The organism is Ensifer sp. LBL (genome assembly GCF_050435225.1).
Classification (GTDB): Bacteria; Pseudomonadota; Alphaproteobacteria; order Rhizobiales; family Rhizobiaceae; genus Ensifer.
The window spans coordinates 550662-567599 of record NZ_JBNDJY010000005.1; the positions used below are offsets into that span (position 1 = coordinate 550662).

Here is a 16938-nt window from a genome sequence, read left to right on the forward strand (position 1 = left end):
CCTAGCGTCGGGCGGTCTTGCGCTCCACCATCGTGACGGGAACGACCTGAAGTCGCGTTTCCAACTCGTCTGCTTCCAGCGCTTCGAGAACATGCTCCGTCAGGGCGGAAAAGGACTGCGCAACCGTGGTGAGCTCGTAACTCTTCCACCCGGCCTGCGGAATATCGTCGAAGCCGACGACGGAAAGGTCGGCCGGCACGCGACGGTGCATTTCGGTGCGGGCCGCGTCGAGAAAGCCGAGAGCCAGGAGATCGGTAACGCAAAACGCGCCGTCGATCGCCTCGTCGACGAGCACTTCGCAACCAGCCTGGTAGCCGCTTTCATAACTCGTCGTACCGCCCGACCAGGCGACCACCTCGACGCCGGCGGTCGCCATCTTCTTTCGGAAGGCAGTGGTGCGACGAACCTGGGCCGGGGTTTGGCTGCCACTCGAAATCACCGCGACCTTCTTGCAGCGCGCCTCGATCAGGCGCAGCGCGGCAAGATCCGCACCGCGGGAATCGTCGCTCAACACCATGCTGGTGTCGGTGCGATCAATTTTCTGGTTGATCAGGATCAGGCGCACGCCGTTGGCAATGCACTGGTCGACGATCGATTCCGGGGGCTCTCCGGAAAGGACGATGATCGCCTGAGCCCGGAACTCGAACAGCAGCTCGATCAGCGGCGCGATATCCTTTCGCGCATCCGCGGCATTCAACAACAGGCACTGCAGACCGCGACGCAACAGGCCGATGCTCAAGAGATCGAGCTGTTTTGCGTGAAAGGGCGCACTGAGGTTGGCGCCGACAACGCCAATAAGATTGGAGCGATCGTTGTTCAGCCCCTGTGCCAGCCGGTTGACCCGGTAGCCGAGTTCCCGGGCGGCCTTGAGTACCTTGCGGCGCACAGCCTGGGAAACGCTGGCTCCAGGCGTAAAGGTTCGCGAGACCGCCGAGCGTGAGACGCCCGCGCGTTTTGCAACCTCTTCGGCCGTCACAAAGCCCCTTGCCATGCCTTTCTCCTGCAGAATCAGATGCTTTCCATCAGGGCCACAAAAGCAGGCCCATTCCAACGAAAAAGTTCGAGCTTACACGCTCAGTGAACCAATCGACGAGGTCTGCGAACGGGCGCTTTGGCTCCTACATGTCGGCTCTTTAGCCCTGCCGGAACCATTCGCCCGACCCCAATGATCACGCGTTCGCAAAATAGTGCATTATCGTCACAAAATATACATCAAAAACAACATGTTATGCTATTGCTCACGTGTGCATTTTTTTGTTGACAACAGCGCTCCGTCATTGGATCATACATTCCATAGACGGAGCCGAATTGGAATATTTGTTCTGTCTATGTTCGTGGTGATGGCGGCGCGGTTGAGGAGCTTGCGCTGACGTCTGGCAGGCGCCTGCGCCTGCCCTGCGAACGGGGAGGAGTGAGTACCCGAAAGCCGCTGTCTTTCGCGTCATCGAGCGGCTTCATGCGTATGTCAGCGCCATGCCCTGGTGGCTGATTTCTGTTCCCCGTTGGCAGTTTGAAAGGTCCGGCCGGCATCGATGCCGGGGCAGGCAGCGCATGTTTAGTTCCAAGGGGAAGAGCATGGCCTTATTGAGTGAAACAACCAAGGCGGCAACATTGCCCGACAGCGCGATGGCGCCCACGGCATGGCAACGCTGGCGTTATCGGATGAAGGTCGCCTCCCGGGAGCCGACGACGCTGATTGGCGTCCTGACGGCGCTTCTCTTTACCTATCTCATCGTCGTGCCGATCATCTCGATCGTGCTTGATTCCGTGCGCGTCCAATTCGGCCACGAGCGGCGGCTCGGCAAGGACTTCGGCGAGCTTACGCTCTATTACCTCGATCGTGCATTCCTGTCGCCGGTCTCGGTCGACCTCTTCTGGCGGCCGCTCTTCAACACGCTATCGGTCGCGCTCGGGGCAATCAGCCTGTCGCTGGTGATCGGCACTGTGCTCGCTTGGTTGATCAGCCGGACAGACATGTTCGGACGGCGCTGGTTCGCAACGGCGTTGATCGTGCCCTACATGCTACCGGCCTGGACCTTTGCACTGGCCTGGACGACGCTCTTCAAGAACCGCACAGTCGGCGGCCAGCCGGGCTGGTTCGAGGCCATGGGGCTGACGCCGCCCGACTGGGTCGCCTATGGGCGTTTCCCGATCATCATCATCCTGGCGTTGCACTATACGCCCTTCGTCATCCTGCTGTTCGGCTCGGCGCTCCGCCGCTTCGACAGTCAGCTCGAAGACTCCGCCCGCATCCTTGGGGCCAAGCGCTACCAGGTGGCGATGCAGATCATCCTGCCGCTGATGCGTCCTGCACTTCTGTCCTCGATGGTGCTGATCTTCGCCAAGTGCCTCGGCGAGTTCGGCGTACCCTATGTGCTCGGCCTGCCGGTCAAATTCGAGGTATTGTCCACCTCGCTCTTCCGCAGCATCGCGTCGCGCCAGACCGGCGTAGCCGGTGTCGTCGCGGCGTCGATCATGCTGATCGGTATCATCACCCTGATGATCGATGCGCGGCTAGTGCGCGAAGCCCGGCGCTTTGTCACCGTCGGCTCCAAGGGTTCGATGAACCGCCTAAGCCGGCTCGGAAAGTACCGTCTGCCGGCGACGGGTTTTGCAGCGCTCATCTTTCTCTTGAGCGTCGGCCTGCCGCTGCTGACCCTGTTTCTCTCCACCATCATGAAGCTGCCGGCGCAGTTCACGCTCGACAACTTCACGCTCGACTACTGGATCGGCCGTGACCTCCACACGGTGGCGCTGCAGACCGGGGTGCTTTTGAGCCCCGATCTCTGGGCGGCTGCGAAAAACACCTTGATGATCGTCGGCCTTGCGTCCTTGACCTCGGGCATTCTCGGACTGCTCGTCGGCTATGTGGTTATCCGGACGCCGGTGAAGGCCCTGTCGGTCTATCTTCGTCAGGTCACCTTCCTCCCCTATCTGGTGCCGGGTATCGCCTTTGCCGCCGCCTATCTGTCGCTCTTCGCCGTGCCGCGCGGACCGATGCCGGCCCTCTATGGCACCGTCACCATCCTCGTACTGGCGCTCATCGCCGACCAGATGCCCTATGCCTCGCGCGCCGGCATCTCGGCCATGACGCAGCTGGGCAAGGATCCGGAAGAGGCAGCCCAGATCGCCGGCGCCGGCTGGTTCCGCCGGATGATGCTGATCGTCATTCCGATCCAGAAGGGTTCGCTGGTGACAGGCGTGCTGCTGCCCTTCATCTCGGGCATCAAGGGCCTGAGCCTCTTTGTCATCCTCGCCGTGCCGAGCACCGATGTTCTGACCACCTATTCGCTTCGGCTCGTCGACTACCACTACACCCAGGCGGCAAACGCGGTCGTGCTGATCATCGCGGCGATCGCCTATCTCGGAACCCTGGCAGCCCAGAAGCTGACCAAGACCAATCTCGCAGAAGGACTCGGAAGCTGATGCCCACCATCAATCTCAGCGGTGCCCAGAAGAACTACGGCGTCAATTCCGCCAATGCCGTCTCCAACCTCGATCTCGAAATCCGCGACGGCGAGTTCATGTGCCTTCTCGGACCCTCCGGCTGCGGCAAGACCACCACGCTGCGCATGATTGCCGGCCTCGAAAACCTCTCGGACGGCGAGATCCGGATCGGGGAGCGGGTGGTCGACTCGGTCAGGGCAGGCGTGTTCATCCCACCGGAAAAGCGCGAGATGGGGCTGGTGTTCCAGAGCTACGCGCTCTGGCCGCACCTGACGATCGAGCGCAACACCGACTTCGGCCTCCGGCTGCGCAAACTGCCGAAGGAAGAGCGCGAAAAGCGCGTCGAGAAGGTGATGCAGGCGCTCGACATCGCCAAGTACCGCGACCGTTACCCGTCGCAGCTCTCGGGCGGCCAGCAGCAGCGCGTGGCGCTCGCCCGCATGCTGGCGGTCAATCCGGGCGTGCTTCTGCTCGACGAACCACTGTCGAACCTCGACGCCCGGCTGCGGCTTGAAATGCGCGCAGAGCTCAAGCGTATCCACAATGAGTTCAAGACGACCATCGTCTTCGTCACCCACGACCAGTGGGAAGCAATGACGCTGGCAACGACGATCGCCGTCATGAACGAGGGCACGCTGCAGCAGATGGGCACGCCCAACGATATCTACGATCGCCCGGCCAATCGCTTCGTCGCGGAATTCGTCGGCAGCCCGCCGATCAACATCCTGACCTTCGGATCGGCCACGGCCTCCGACCTGTCGCGCGCAGCCGAAGCCTATCTTGGCACGCGCCACCCGTCGCTGCGCGCCATTGGCTCGATCGGCATCCGGCCGGAAGCGATCGGCTATTCGGTCAAGGCGGGCGACGTGCCCGCCGGCAGCTTCTCCGGCGAAATGACGGTGACAGGCGTCCTGCCGACCGGCGGCAGCTGGATCCTGGAGCTCAGGAACGAGAGCGACACGCTGTTCTTGACGACCAACGCCCTGCCGCGCGTCGAGACCGGCGCGAGGGTTTCGTTCTTTGCGCCGCCTGAGGCGCTGCACGTCTTTAACAAGGACGGCCAGCGGATCGCCGAAGCGGACGCGCTGCTGCGCAAGAACACGCTGAACTGAGGCGCTTTAGTGCGACACGACAAACCGAAACATAATCTGAGGGAGGAACAGACGATGGAATTTCTAAGGAGTGAAAGGACGCACCGGGCAATCAGGCGCGCGCTGCTGGCAACGACTATCGTCGCTTTCGCTGGGCCGGCGCTGGCGCAAGATGCGTTCGACCTGAACGCGCTGATCGAGGCTGCGCGCAAGGAACCGCCGATCACCGTCTATGACAGCACCGGCAAGATCGTCGAAATGGCCAAGGCCTTCGCGGAGAAATATGGCGTCGGCGCCGAGGGCTCCAAGGTCAAGGCGACGGCCCAGCTCGAGATGATCATTCGCGAGGCCCGCGCCAACAACATCCAGGGCGATGTCTCGATCATCAGCGACGCGCCGGCCGCGATGGCGCAGCTGATCCCGCAGGGCTTTGCCGAAAGCTGGCTGCCACCGGATCTCGCAGCCAACATCCCCACCGAGTATCAGGACCCGCTGACCGTCGTTACCAGCGCCAACGTGTGGGCCTACAACACCGAGCTCTTCGACAAGTGCCCCGTCAACAACATCTGGCAGCTGACGGGCCCTGAGTGGAAGGGCAAGGTCGCAATGCAGGATCCGCTTGGCAAGCCGTCCTATGTCGACTGGTTCAACCAGATGGCCAAGCACGGAGACGCCCAGGTAGCCGCCGCCTACAAAGAGCTCTACGGCAAGGACCTTGAGACCGACGACGGCAGCGCGACGGCCGCCTGGGTCAAGGCGCTCGCCGCCAACGCTCCCTTGCTGACGGACGCCGATGCGGCAGCCGCCGATGCCGTTGGCGCGCCGGGCCAGTCGCAACCCTTCATGGGATTGATGAGTTCGGCGAAGTTCCGCGACAATGCCGAAAAAGGTATGAAGCTCGGTCTTTGCAAGGACCTGAAACCCTGGCTCGGCTGGATGTATCCGGGCGTCGGACTGATCACCAAGGGCACCAACAGCCCGAACGCCTCGAAGCTCTTCATCCACTATGTGATGACCGCCGAAGGCATCGCGCCGCAGGCAGAAGACGGAAAAATGTCGACGAACAAGGACGTTTCGCTGCCCGCCGACGAGCCGTCGGGCATCGGCGCCGTTCTCGATCAGGTCATGCCCTACCAGATGGCAACGAGCCTCGACGACTGGGACGCACGCGAGACCTGGCAGGACCTCTGGCGGCTGAGCTACCAGAAGTAATCGCCTGAAGATGTGAAACGGTCTCCTTGGGAGGGGAAACCATGAGCAACGTTAAGAACAAGGTTATGATCATGGGGGCGGCGTTTGCCGCCCTTGCGGCCGCATTCACGGTCGAGGCCAGCGCCGAAGAGGCGTTCGATCTCAATACGCTGGTGGAGGCGGCCAAGAAAGAAAAGCCGATCAATGTCTATGACAGCACCGGCAAGATCGTCGAGATGGCCGAGGCCTTCACCGCCAAATACGGCGTGAAGGCGACCGGTGTCAAAGTCTCGGCCAACAGCCAGCTGGAGATGATCATCCGCGAAGCCCAGGCAGGCAACGTCCAGGGCGATGTCGCCCTGATCACCGACGCGCCGGCAGCACTCGCCCAGCTTCTGCCGCAGGGTTTCGTCGAAAGCTATCTGCCCGGCGATATGAAAGAGAAGATACCGGCGGCCTTCCAGAACCCGCTGGCGATTTCGACCAATGCCAACGTCTGGGCCTACAACACCGAGGCCTATGACAAATGCCCGGTCCGCAACATCTGGGAGCTGACCGACGCAAAGTGGAAAGGCAAGATCGCGCTCGTCGATCCCCTGACCAAGAGCACCTACACCGACTGGTTCAACCAGCTGGAAAAGCATGCCGACAGCGCGGTGAAGGAGGCTTACAAGGTCCACTTCGGCAAGGATCTCGAAACCACTGAAAAAAGTGCGGCGGCCGCCTGGATCAAGGCCCTGGCGCAAAACGGCCCGCTTGTGACGGACGGCGACGATCCGGTTGCCGAAGCGGTCGGCGCGGCCGGCCAGAAGGAGCCCTTCTTCGGGCTCCTGAGCTCCGCCAAGTTCCGCGACAACGAAGGCAAGGGCTACAAGCTCGGGCTCTGCACGGAGCTTACCCCTTGGGTCGGCTGGACCTACACCAAGCTCGGCCTGATCGCCTCGAAATCGGCGAGCCCGAATGCCGCGAAGCTCTTCATCCATTACGTGCTGACGGAAGAGGGCATCGCACCGCAGATGAAGGACGGCAAGCTGCCGACCAATGTCGACATCAAGATGCCTGAAGACGAGCCGTCGGGGATCATGGAGGTAGCGGACCGCCTCTTTCCCTATGACGCCGCCACCGGGCTTGACGATTTCGACCGGCGCGAGGAGTGGCAGGATTTCTGGCGTGTGAACTACAGCAAGTAAAAGCCCGGCCGGCGCGACCTCACGAGGGACAGGTCGCGCCGGCCGTTTCGCTATGAACAGGAAGAAAGCATGACCGACGCCAATCCCGCCACGAGCCGTAGCCATTCCGATAGAGACGCCATGCGCAAGCACTCGCGGCGACTGATGACGATCGCCGAAGGGGCGGCCCGTTCGGCCGCCGGCCCCTTGCTTGCCGCCTTTCGCTCGGAAATAGCCGTCGACTACAAGCGCGATCTCCACGACGTCGTGACGATCTACGACAGGCAAGCCGAGGCATGCATCCGCGACTACATCTTCGCACAAGAGCCGAACTCGGCCATGCTTGGCGAAGAGGGCGGCCAGGTCGGCGAGGGCGAGATCCAATGGTATGTCGATCCGATCGACGGGACCGCCAACTTCGCCCGAGGACTTGCCTTCTGGTGCATATCGATCGCGGCGGTCGAAGGCGCATCGGTCGTGGCTGGGGTCGTCTACGACCCGGTGGCCGATCTGCTGTTTTCGAGCGACCTTGAGCGCGCCTATCTCAATGGAAAGGTGATTGCCTCGAAAGCCATCGGTGACGAAAGCCGAGCAACACTGATCACCGGCTACCCGGTTTCGCGCGACTTTCGCCTCGATGGCCGCCACGAGGCACTTGCCCGCCTCGGCGATCTGGTCGAGACCTTCTCGACCGTGCGTCGCCCCGGAAGTGCCGCTTTGAGCATAGCCCATGTGGCGGCCGGTTTCGTTGATGCCGCCGCCGGTTTCGGTGTCAACGCCTGGGATGTGGCAGCAGCGACCTTAATCCTGAAGAACGCAGGCGGGCGTTATGCGCCGCTGTCGCTTGGCAAAGTTCCGGAAGGATCCGCCGACTACCTTTGCCCGGGCTATGTCGCCTATGGCCGCGGCGGCGATTATCCGACCTTGAACCGCGTCGCCGCCGCGATCTCTGCCGGGCGCAGCGCGAAAGCGCCGTCGCCATGAAAGCACACGAGGAAACCATGCTCGACAATCTCACAGACGCCCCCGCTACCGGCCAGACCAGCAGCGAGTTGCCAAGGCTCAGTCTCGTCTATCCGAAGCATCCGACCTATGGTGTCGACATCTTCATTTCCGGGAAGGAAGGTGCGAGCGACCTCGATCTCCTGCGCAAGAGTGGGATCACGACGGTCGTCAATTGCGCGGTCAATCTGGACTTCAATTTCGTCGACCAACCGAAGCTCGTCTCGGATCACCGCAACAGCATCCACGGACCGGGGGAAATCCGCTACTACAAGATCGGACTGATCGACGGCGACGGGAACCCGGACACGCAAATGCTGGCCGCGCACTACATCCTGCGAGCGGCCCTGGAGCAGATCCTGCCCGAAAAGCCCTCCTATCCCAGGCGCGAGCGTGGCGGTGTGCTCGTCAACTGCCGCGGCGGCCGCTCGCGCTCCGTCGTCGTTGTGTCGCTGTTTCTGCATTTGACGCTGCCTGACCAGTTCCCGACATTGGAGCGCGCCATCGTGTTCGTCCGCGAGAAACGCGAGATCCCCAATGACGAGTGGTACAAGGCGCCGAAGCCGGTCCTCGCGGCCTCGGCCGAGCGAGCCGCAGAATGGGCACGTGTGATTGACAGCGGGAAGGCCTGAGCCGGGAAGGCAGTTCGGAGACCATCCACAACATAGGCCAACGGAAACCGGTGCTCACAGCCGACAAGGATGTCAACCTGTCGACGCAAACCGGCCGCCGCTGCATTCTCGGCGGTGCCTGGTTGCGGCCAATCGACTCTTGCGCGAGCTGACGCGATCGAAGCCCAAGCGAAGCCAAAGCTGCGTCATCGGGCGCCGTGACGCGTGCAGCCGGCGCCATCGCCGACGCCGGCAGATCGTGACTGCGTGGAATGAAAGGCTCTATTGCTTGGGCATCACACCCTTGTTTGCGAGCCACGTTTCGAAGGTGCCGGGGCATCCTTCGCTGGTCCATCGTCCCCGATACGAAAAGCCGGGTGCTGCGCGCGCCGCCCCGACGAAGCCGTCATAAGCGCTTCTGTCGGCCCCGCCCATTTTGAATGCTTTACCGGGATGTTTCCTCTTTGCTTTTGAGAATTTCATCGTCCGCCCCTTACGCAGTACAACCATGAAGCCGCAAGCGTCGCACAGCGCACGGTCCAGTCAAGGATTAGGCAGATGCGCAAAAGGGGTTAGTGCTGAGCGCCCATATCAAAAGATCGACAACCTGTGAGTGAAGATGGCGAGCGCGCTGCCCGTCAATCCCACGCAAGTCGCTCTGAACCGACGATCGCGGCAGATGGCCGGTTTTGCCGGCGCACGACGCGCAAAGTGCAAAATCTCGTCGAAAACCCTCGCCTCGTACCTGTATCAGCGCCCTGACGAGTGCCTGAGAGGCTGCATACCGTTAACTCGGCTCGAAATTAAAGGATTGGCAAGGCTCCCTGCACGATGAGGCAGGTACTCTCCATCTAATTGCAAAGAAACTGCCATGAACATACTGAACCTGCCACTGATCAGGCGTTGCGCCTCGGCCCTGCTGAAATGTCGGTCCGGGAACTTCGGCCTCTTGGCAGCGCTTGTCGCCATTCCCCTCATTGCCGCCCTTGGCGTTGCGATCGATTTCGCAGCGGCAGTTAACCGCAGGGCCGCGATGCAAAGCGCTGCCGATGCCGCGGCATTGGCGGGAGCAGCAGCAAGCGTCGGTTCGGAACAGGAGATCGCCGCAGGGTTTCTCGGCGCCCATCTAAGCAGCAACGAAAAGCAGGATCTGAAGGAGCCCGCCAGCTGGGACCATCAGGTCACCGTCGAGCGTGACACGGTGGCGGTGGCCGTCAATGAGGACTACGAAACCGCCATCATGCATATGTTCGGCTTCCGGACCGTTCCGATCTCGGTCGTCGCAAAAGCTGCCCGGGGGTCCGGCAGCTCGGCCTGCATCCTGATCCTCGATCCGAGCAGGGCCGATGCGCTCAAGATCATCAATTCGAACTCGGTCACCAGCGAGTGCGGCTTCCAGGTGAATTCGTCCCATTCGCAACGTGCATTCTACGCCGAAAACCAGGGTAAATTCGCAGCACCGCTGATCGCCGTCACCGGCCAGTCGAAACTCTCCGGCCGGTTGATTTCGCCGCCGCCTGTCGACGGATCTCCCGTCGTGCCGGACCCCCTGGCCGGCATGCCCGAACCGGTGTCGCCGAACGCCCCCTGTACCTCCCAAAGCCTGAAGACGATCAACAGCCAGGGCAAGTCGTCGCTCGAACCTGGCGTCTATTGCGGTGGGTTGACCGTGAACTCCACGGACGAGTTAACGCTGAAGCCCGGCATCTACACGTTCCGCCGCGGCGCCCTGACCTTGAACACATCGGCCAAGGTCATCGGCAAGGACGTGCTTCTCTACTTCGAAGACGCGCAATCGCCGTTCTTTCTGAACGGCGCGGCGATCCTGCAAGTATCGGCACCGACCAGCGGCACGCATGCCGGCATCCTGATGTTCCAGGGCCGGCAGGCGAAGGACAGCAACATCCAGTTCCGCATCAACACGTCTGCCGGAAGCTTCTACAACGGGGCGATCTACTTGCCCCATGCGGTGATCGACTGGAACGTCAGCGGCAGCCTCAATTCGGAATCGAAATTCACCGCACTGATTACCAGGGTTCTGAACCTCTACGTGTCAGGAACAGCCTTCTTCAAGAAGCCGGCGGAAGATGGCAAGGATTTCGTTCCGAACGGCTTCGGCAGAGGAGGCGGCGTGCGGCTGGTGGAATGATATTGTCCAGGACCGATCTCCACGGAAATCAGGATCGACTGCAACTTACACGAAAGCAATTTCGACGTCCGTTGCGCTCTCCGTGGTGAGGAGATATGAACAGCCCTTGACAGATATGAAGGCGCGAATGTGCCTAGTTTTTAAGCTCGTGGCGTAGGTATGACGCGTGGCACTCATTACAGCTGATCGGCGGCAGTCCCTTGTTTCGGCCGCCTTGCGCTCTACCCGACGCACCTTCGTCGGCGTGGCGGCCTTAAGCGCCGTTACGAACCTGCTGATGCTAACCGGCCCACTTTTCATGATGCAGGTCTATGACCGGGTTCTGGTAAGCCGAAGTGTACCGACGCTGGTGGCATTGTCGGTGCTCGCCGTCGGCCTTTACCTTTTCCTGGGATTGCTGGAGGTGCTTCGCGCGCGGATCCTGACGCAGATTGGCCAGAAGCTCGAAGAACAGCTGGGTGCTCCTAGCTTCGATGCCGTGCTCAAACTCCCGCTTCGTTTGTCACGGAAGGAATTGGTTTCTCAGCCTCTGCGCGATTTGGATCAGATCCGCCAGTTCATGAGCGGGCAGGGCCCAATTGCCATTTGTGACATGCCGTGGCTGCCGGTCTACCTCGCGATCCTTTTCCTGTTCCACTCCTATCTGGGCTGGCTAGCCGTTGCCGGCGCCGTCGCTTTGATCGTGCTGACACTTGCCAGCGAGTTTGTCCTACGCGCGCCGTTGCAACGTCTTGCTCAGCTAACCTCGTCTCGCGTTGAGCTTATCGAGGCTGGCCGCCGCAATGCAGAAGCGCTCCGCGCAATGGGCATGACGGGGGCATATTCGGCCAAATGGCACGCTGCCAACAACGACTATGTGGAGGAGCAGCGCCGCACGAACGATTCGACGAACAGCTTTGCGACGACGTCTAAAATCTTCCGCTTGGCTTTGCAGTCGGCGGTGCTGGCGCTCGGCGCCTGGTTGGCGATCTATCAGTTGGCCTCGCCCGGGGCGATGATTGCCGCATCAATCCTCACTTCACGGGCCCTCGCACCGATCGAGCAGGCCATTGGCCAATGGCGTGGGTTCGTGAATGCGCGCCAGGCCCGTCGCCGGCTCGAAAACATACTCGGTGGGCTTGCCGCGGACCGCAAACCAATGCCGCTACCAAGCCCGAAACGCTCGATCAACGTTGCCGATCTCGCCGTTCTTGCTCCCGGGACAACCACGCCGCTCGTGCGCGAAGTCAACTTTGCGCTTACAGCGGGGCAGGGACTAGGCGTCATCGGTCCGAGCGGATCGGGCAAGTCGACGCTTGCACGCGCCTTGGTCGGCATCTGGCCAGCTGCGCGCGGCGCAATTCGGCTTGATGGTGCCGAACTCGACAATTGGGACCCTGAGGTTCTCGGCACTTCCATCGGCTACCTGCCGCAGGGCGTCGAACTGTTCGATGGCACGATTGCCGAGAACATCGGCCGCTTGAGAGCCGACGCCGATCCTGCGGCCATCATCGAGGCGGCCACGCAGGCGGGCGTGCATGAGCTCGTGCTCTCGATGCCTGATGGCTACGACACCCGCATCGGCGCGGCAGGAGCCGCCCTCTCGGCCGGACAGCGCCAGCGCATCGGCCTTGCGCGCGCTCTTTACGGCAAGCCGTTTCTAATCGTGCTAGATGAGCCAAACGCCAGTCTCGATGCCGAGGGCGAAGTGGGGCTGACCAACGCGATTGTCGCAGCTCGACGAGCCGGATCGATCGTAGTCGTCATTGCCCATCGCCCGAATGCGCTTGCTGCGGTCGATCAGGTTCTGGTCATGGCGAAGGGCAGCATGGTCGCCTTCGGACCGCGTGATGAAGTCTTGCGCAAGACAACCGTGCGAGCAGTTCCGGAGAGTGCATGATGAGCGGTCCGACCAGCAAGGCTTCGCGTGCGATCCGCCGCTATATGCTGATCGCAGGTGCATCGACGGCGGCGCTTCTAGTCGGCGTCGGTGGCTGGGCGGCGACGAGCAAGCTTTCAGGTGCCGTCGTCGGCATGGGAACCGTAGCCATCGAGGGGAATGTCAAACGCATTCAGCACCGGGAAGGTGGCATAGTCGGAGAAATCCGGGTTCGTGACGGCAGCCAGGTGAAGGCGGGCGAGCTTCTGCTTCGTCTCGACGATACGCTCACCCGAGCCAACCTCGCGATGGTCAGCAAACAGATCGACCAGCTTACAGCGCGAGCCATGCGATTGACGGCCGAGCGCGACAATGCCCCGTTTGTCACCATTCCCGAAGAACTTAAAGCGCGTCTCGATCATCCTGAGATCGCCGACTATGTCCAGTCGGAGCGCGCGCTGTTTGTCGCCCGAAGGGAAACCATCCAAGGTCAGAAGGCACAACTGCAGCAGCGCATCAGCCAGTTGCAGCAGGAGGCCGACGGGGTGACAGCGCGCCGGTTGGCCAAGGACGATGAATTGCGCTTGATTCAGCAGGAGCTCTCCGGCGTCTCCGTCCTCCACGAAAAGGGATTGATGCCGTTTTCGCGTCTGGCCGAACTCCAGCGCATACAGGCACAATTGTCGGGTGAACGCGGACAGCTTACGGCCGAGATCGCTCGCGCTGCAACACGCCGCACCGAAACGGAACTGCAGATCCTGCAGCTCGACCAGGACCGCCGTTCCGAGGTTTTGACAGAACTGCGCGACGTCGAAAACAAACTAACCGGGCTCACAGAACAACAGGTAACCGCGAAAGACCAGTTGAGGCGCGTGGAACTGTTGGCGCCGCAGGACGGAATTGTTCACGAACTGGCCGTGCACACTGTCGGCGGCGTGATCTCTCCCGGCGAGACGATCATGCAGATTGTTCCTATCCATGAAAGCCTTGTTATCGACGCCAAGGTGCAGCCAGCGGATATCGACCAGTTGCATATCGGCCAGGGCGTGGTCTTGCGCTTTTCGGCGTTCAACCAACGCACGACACCGGAAATCAACGGCAACATCACGACGATCGCGGCAAGCCTCAGCAACAACCCACAGACCGGCGAAGCTTGGTACAGCGCACGGATCAAGTTCCCCAAACCCGAGTTCGAACGGCTCGGAGGATTGGCCCTTCACGCCGGCATGCCGGTCGAGGCGTTCATCCAAACCGGTGAGCGCACAGCGCTCTCCTACTTCATCAAGCCCCTGGCAGACCAGATCACCAGAGCGATGCGCGAGGAGTAGACACGCTTCGAAAAGACGATGTCACTGCTAAACGCAAAGGTAGCGTCTGCCTTCCTCAGGCTTCTGTAGAACTCCATCTAGGCGAGTAGCAAATCAGCTTCTATCGCACTTAAACGATAGCAGTGAGATTTCTGATCGCTCCTCATCCCCGCTTCTTTCGCATTGCCAAACATGGCGAAGATCGAAATGCTCCGCGGCGACGCAACGAAAGGCGGCTCGCTTCGTGCAGGGCCGCAGATGGATGGATATGGCTGAACGACGATATGGCGAAGCGCCGCCCAAGACCGACAGCACGATCGCGAGCGCCGACTGGTATGGTCGCCAGATCGAGCGGGAGCGGTACGACAACACGCTGTTCGTCGATCTCGACCTGACCGAGGCGAATACCGTCGGCGTGGTGTTTCACGAATGCACCTTCCGGCGCGCCCGGTTCAATGCCTCATCACATCAGGCGAGCGCCTTCGTGAATTGCACGTTCGTCTCCTGCAAGTTCTTCGACAGCCGCTTTAAGGAGTGCAAGTTCGTCGGCAGCATGTTCGACGCCTGCGAATTCGACCATATGCAAGTGACGGGCGGCGACTGGTCCTTTACAGGCCTGCCAGGTGCTGCTCTCGGCCGGGCGTCCTTCAAGGAAACGCGCCTGCGGGAAGCGGACCTGACCGGCGCCTCCTGCAAAGGCGGCTCGCTCAGGGACGTCGATCTCTCCGGCGCCTGGCTGCATGGGGCCGATTTCACCACATGTGACCTCAGGGGCAGCGACCTCACCGCCTTCGATCCCGAAAACGTCCTCCTCAAGGACGCCATCATCACGATCGACCAGACGATCGTCATCGCCGAAGCATTGGGTCTCGACGTCAGGCGAAAGTGAGAGTCGCACCTGTGTGTGACCACCTGCTCACCGGTTGCGGCTTCGCTTCGGCGGCCTTCCGCCTTCCATCTCGGCTTGAACGTAAATGCCATCGTACTGTCAACGGCGACAACAAGCTGGTCACGGTGGCGCAAGGGCAAGATCGGGTCGAGGGTGTCGGCACGATGAGAATCACTCCGGCCGCAAGGTCGGGGTTCGGCAAAACGATCTGTGGTGCTAGCGGCTCTGAGCCCCTGCCGCCTCGGCCAAGCGAGGTGGAATACCCGGTCCGCTTGCCTCGTTTTTGAGGCAAGAAAGCTGCTCCAACAACCTGCAGAAATCGCGTCAAAACGCTGAAAAGCCAAGCGGACGGATCGTCCGTTCCAGGCTGCTCAGGGGCTGGAATGGAAGCCGCTGCCGTTCCGCTCCGCTCACGGTTTGAATTGTAACGACACTTAATGTCACTTCCCACTTGCCGCCAATCAGTGCAGTGGTTCATCACGTAGTTTGTTTGGTTGCTCCGCGACCCAGCCTTGTGAGAACCGGCAATATGAAAAAACCGACCCCTCTGACGCACTTCCCGCGGACGAACATTTTCCGTCCAGGCGATGTTTTCGTCCTGTTTGGTGAGCTGTTCGATCGGGGCTATGCCACGCATCTGGTCGACCAAGCCAAGAAGGCCGGCATGGAAATTGTCGGCATCACGGTTGGCAGACGAGACGAAGCCAATGTCCTGCGGCCCCTGAACGCCGAGGAACTTGCGGCGGCTGAAGCGCGGCTCGGCGGCAAGATCATCAACGTGCCGATCATGGCCGGCTTCGATCTTGACGCGCCTGAAGGCGAGCCCACTCCAACCGACCTTCTCGCGAAGATGACGCTCGAGACCTGGGAAGACGAGAAGCTCGACTGGTCGCACATCGAGAAATGCCGTGACGCCGGCGTCGAGCGCTTCAAGAACGCCCTTTCTGAGGTCATGAGTGTCCTCGACGGCATGATCGCTGATGGCAAGAATGTCTTCTTCGCACATACCATGGCCGGCGGCATCCCGAAGGCCAAGGTGTTCATGGTCATCGCGAATCGCGTCTACAAGGGACGTGGCGCGCGGCACATGTCGTCGCAAACGCTGCTCGACAGCGATTTGGGCAAGCTCATCCTGCAGAATTTCGACGAAGTCTCGGCCAACACATTCCGACACCTGATCGACCTGAGTGCAGCTATCCGGGCACGCATCGAGGCCTCCGGCGGCCAGGTTCGCTACTCGGCCTTTGGCTATCACGGCACGGGCATTCTGGTCGCCAACGAATATCGCTGGCAGACCTATACCAACTACACCCAAGGCTACGCCAAGATGCGCCTTGAGCGCATCGCAGAAGAAGCCTGGAACAACGGCATCAAGGCGACGGTCTACAATTGCCCTGAAATCCGCACCAATTCGTCCGACGTGTTTGCCGGGATCGAGCTGCCCCTCATTCCGCTTCTGCTCGCGCTGAAAAAAGAGGGCGGGGGCGAATGGGTCGCCAAGCAATGGCAGGCCTGCCAGGATCTCCTGGCAGATGGCTTCACCGTCGAGGACGTCTTGCAGAAGATTTCCGATATGCAGACGAGCGACGTGATGCGGCCGTTCTACGACTTTTCGTCCTGGCCGATGCCCAACAACCCGGGTCAGTCGGACCTGACGATCGGGACGTCGAGCGAGATCACGGCGATGCACAGGGATGGCAAGACGCTGATCTCCGATCTCTTGAGCCGTCTGGTCGTCGAAGCTGTTGGGCAGCTCATCTTTGGTGAGAGCTCGGCGCCATCGGCTCCTGTTCTGTGGCTCAACCACGACATCGTCGCGCGCACGCTTATCCAGAACAAAGGGTCAGCTAACGACGCTCTCGAAGCGGCCTGAGCGCGACGAAGCGGGCGGCCAACTGTCTGTCTTCTTAAGTCGTATTCGGTTGCGCGTCTGATCCGGCGCGCGACGATTGCAGCCGCTTGGCCAGCGCCTTGGTGCGCCCCTCGGCGTCCGGGGCAACCAGCGTCTTACGTGCCAGCCGATCCAATTTAGCGAGCACTTCGGTCTTCGTCGTGCCGGCTGCGGCCGCTTCTCTCGTAAATGTTGCTAGTCAAGAAGTAGGGTGCGCCGAGAGCCAGAATGTGCGCCTCTTCTCAGTATCGTGATCGTTCGGATACAGGGTTTGGTTGAAAGTCGTGTCGTCGCCGGGTTGTCCGGGCGTTTGCCTGTGACTATGTGTGTGAC

At 61.1% G+C, this 16938-nt stretch carries 12 protein-coding genes; 11 read left to right on the forward strand and 1 reads right to left on the reverse strand.

All coding sequences use genetic code 11. From position 1 onward, the window contains the following. Window position 1 precedes the first annotated feature (1 nt). Window positions 2-991, reverse strand: coding sequence for a LacI family DNA-binding transcriptional regulator (locus tag OKW20_RS22520; protein WP_429175533.1), 990 nt, complete (start codon window positions 989-991; stop codon window positions 2-4). 584 nt (window positions 992-1575) lie between these two features. Here OKW20_RS22520 and OKW20_RS22525 point away from each other — a divergent pair. The 11 genes from OKW20_RS22525 (at window position 1576) to OKW20_RS22575 (ending at window position 16587) form a co-directional block, all read left to right on the forward strand. Further along, on the forward strand, window positions 1576-3426 hold the full coding sequence (locus tag OKW20_RS22525; RefSeq protein ID WP_429175535.1) for an ABC transporter permease: 1851 nt from the start codon (window positions 1576-1578) through the stop codon (window positions 3424-3426). Continuing rightward, entirely contained in the window at window positions 3426-4559 is a 1134-nt protein-coding gene (locus OKW20_RS22530; RefSeq protein WP_429114999.1) for an ABC transporter ATP-binding protein, read from the forward strand. The genes OKW20_RS22525 and OKW20_RS22530 overlap by 1 nt, the downstream gene beginning before the upstream one ends. Before the next feature lie 54 nt (window positions 4560-4613). After that, entirely contained in the window at window positions 4614-5750 is a 1137-nt protein-coding gene (locus OKW20_RS22535) for an ABC transporter substrate-binding protein (RefSeq protein WP_429175537.1), read from the forward strand. A 65-nt stretch (window positions 5751-5815) separates the two neighbouring features. Continuing rightward, on the forward strand, window positions 5816-6919 hold the full coding sequence (locus tag OKW20_RS22540) for an ABC transporter substrate-binding protein (protein WP_429175823.1): 1104 nt from the start codon (window positions 5816-5818) through the stop codon (window positions 6917-6919). 120 nt (window positions 6920-7039) lie between these two features. Next, a complete protein-coding gene (locus OKW20_RS22545; RefSeq protein WP_371258887.1) occupies window positions 7040-7882 on the forward strand; it encodes an inositol monophosphatase family protein in 843 nt (280 codons plus the stop codon). A gap of 17 nt (window positions 7883-7899) precedes the next feature. After that, a complete protein-coding gene (locus tag OKW20_RS22550) occupies window positions 7900-8532 on the forward strand; it encodes a dual specificity protein phosphatase family protein (protein ID WP_052201868.1) in 633 nt (210 codons plus the stop codon). Window positions 8533-9382: 850 nt separating this feature from the next. Then, window positions 9383-10660 carry a pilus assembly protein TadG-related protein gene (locus tag OKW20_RS22555; protein ID WP_043619327.1) on the forward strand — a complete coding sequence of 426 codons (1278 nt, stop codon included), beginning with the start codon at window positions 9383-9385 and terminating at the stop codon, window positions 10658-10660. Between the two features lie 166 nt (window positions 10661-10826). Next, window positions 10827-12539, forward strand: coding sequence for a type I secretion system permease/ATPase (locus OKW20_RS22560; protein WP_245281658.1), 1713 nt, complete (start codon window positions 10827-10829; stop codon window positions 12537-12539). Continuing rightward, a complete protein-coding gene (locus OKW20_RS22565) occupies window positions 12536-13846 on the forward strand; it encodes an HlyD family type I secretion periplasmic adaptor subunit (protein WP_043619325.1) in 1311 nt (436 codons plus the stop codon). The genes OKW20_RS22560 and OKW20_RS22565 overlap by 4 nt, the downstream gene beginning before the upstream one ends. 247 nt (window positions 13847-14093) lie before the next feature. Next, window positions 14094-14714 carry a pentapeptide repeat-containing protein gene (locus OKW20_RS22570; protein ID WP_043619463.1) on the forward strand — a complete coding sequence of 207 codons (621 nt, stop codon included), beginning with the start codon at window positions 14094-14096 and terminating at the stop codon, window positions 14712-14714. 529 nt (window positions 14715-15243) lie between these two features. Next, window positions 15244-16587 (forward strand): enoyl ACP reductase FabMG family protein, encoded by a 1344-nt coding sequence (locus tag OKW20_RS22575; RefSeq protein ID WP_429115003.1) that lies wholly within the window; start codon window positions 15244-15246, stop codon window positions 16585-16587. The last annotated feature ends 351 nt before the right edge of the window (window positions 16588-16938 follow it).

Excerpts from the sequence above, each read along its gene's own strand:
- OKW20_RS22520 (WP_429175533.1), bottom strand. The coding sequence starts at position 991 with ATGGCAAGGGGCTTTGTGACGGCCGAAGAGGTTGCAAAACGCGCGGGC.
- OKW20_RS22525 (WP_429175535.1), top strand. The coding sequence starts at position 1,576 with ATGGCCTTATTGAGTGAAACAACCAAGGCGGCAACATTGCCCGACAGC.
- OKW20_RS22530 (WP_429114999.1), top strand. The coding sequence starts at position 3,426 with ATGCCCACCATCAATCTCAGCGGTGCCCAGAAGAACTACGGCGTCAAT.
- OKW20_RS22535 (WP_429175537.1), top strand. The coding sequence starts at position 4,614 with ATGGAATTTCTAAGGAGTGAAAGGACGCACCGGGCAATCAGGCGCGCG.
- OKW20_RS22540 (WP_429175823.1), top strand. The coding sequence starts at position 5,816 with ATGATCATGGGGGCGGCGTTTGCCGCCCTTGCGGCCGCATTCACGGTC.
- OKW20_RS22545 (WP_371258887.1), top strand. The coding sequence starts at position 7,040 with ATGCGCAAGCACTCGCGGCGACTGATGACGATCGCCGAAGGGGCGGCC.
- OKW20_RS22550 (WP_052201868.1), top strand. The coding sequence starts at position 7,900 with ATGCTCGACAATCTCACAGACGCCCCCGCTACCGGCCAGACCAGCAGC.
- OKW20_RS22555 (WP_043619327.1), top strand. The coding sequence starts at position 9,383 with ATGAACATACTGAACCTGCCACTGATCAGGCGTTGCGCCTCGGCCCTG.
- OKW20_RS22565 (WP_043619325.1), top strand. The coding sequence starts at position 12,536 with ATGATGAGCGGTCCGACCAGCAAGGCTTCGCGTGCGATCCGCCGCTAT.
- OKW20_RS22570 (WP_043619463.1), top strand. The coding sequence starts at position 14,094 with ATGGCTGAACGACGATATGGCGAAGCGCCGCCCAAGACCGACAGCACG.
- OKW20_RS22575 (WP_429115003.1), top strand. The coding sequence starts at position 15,244 with ATGAAAAAACCGACCCCTCTGACGCACTTCCCGCGGACGAACATTTTC.